Consider the following 313-nt stretch of genomic DNA (forward strand, 5'->3'; position numbering starts at 1 on the left):
CTCCCGCACCGAATTCTTGGCAGAACTAAAAAGATGGGTTGATCTGTACAAACCGGACGGCTTCGTTGCGGAACGCTTCATGACGCGCGGTATCCAATCTATGGGCACCACCATCGAAATGGTCAGCGTCATGATCGGTCTACTGGCAGGCACCTATCCGGATATACCGATGCTAACGATACCGGCCGCGCAATGGAAGAATGCATGGCACCAGCGTCACAAGGGCTCTACGCTCGAAGAGACGTATAAGGCATCGCGCACAACCCCACACCAAGTGGATGCGTGCTTCATCGGCATATACGCGCTGGAACGT

Annotated in this window: 1 protein-coding gene; it reads left to right on the plus strand. The window is 54.6% G+C overall.

The window, feature by feature from the left end; translation table 11 throughout:
• Nucleotides 1-16: 16 nt before the first annotated feature.
• A partial coding sequence (locus AC1RPW_RS08320; protein ID WP_481769494.1) for a hypothetical protein occupies nucleotides 17-313 on the plus strand: 297 nt, incomplete at its 3' end.

Source organism: Dellaglioa sp. CoH-55-MRSF-8, from assembly GCF_056782195.1.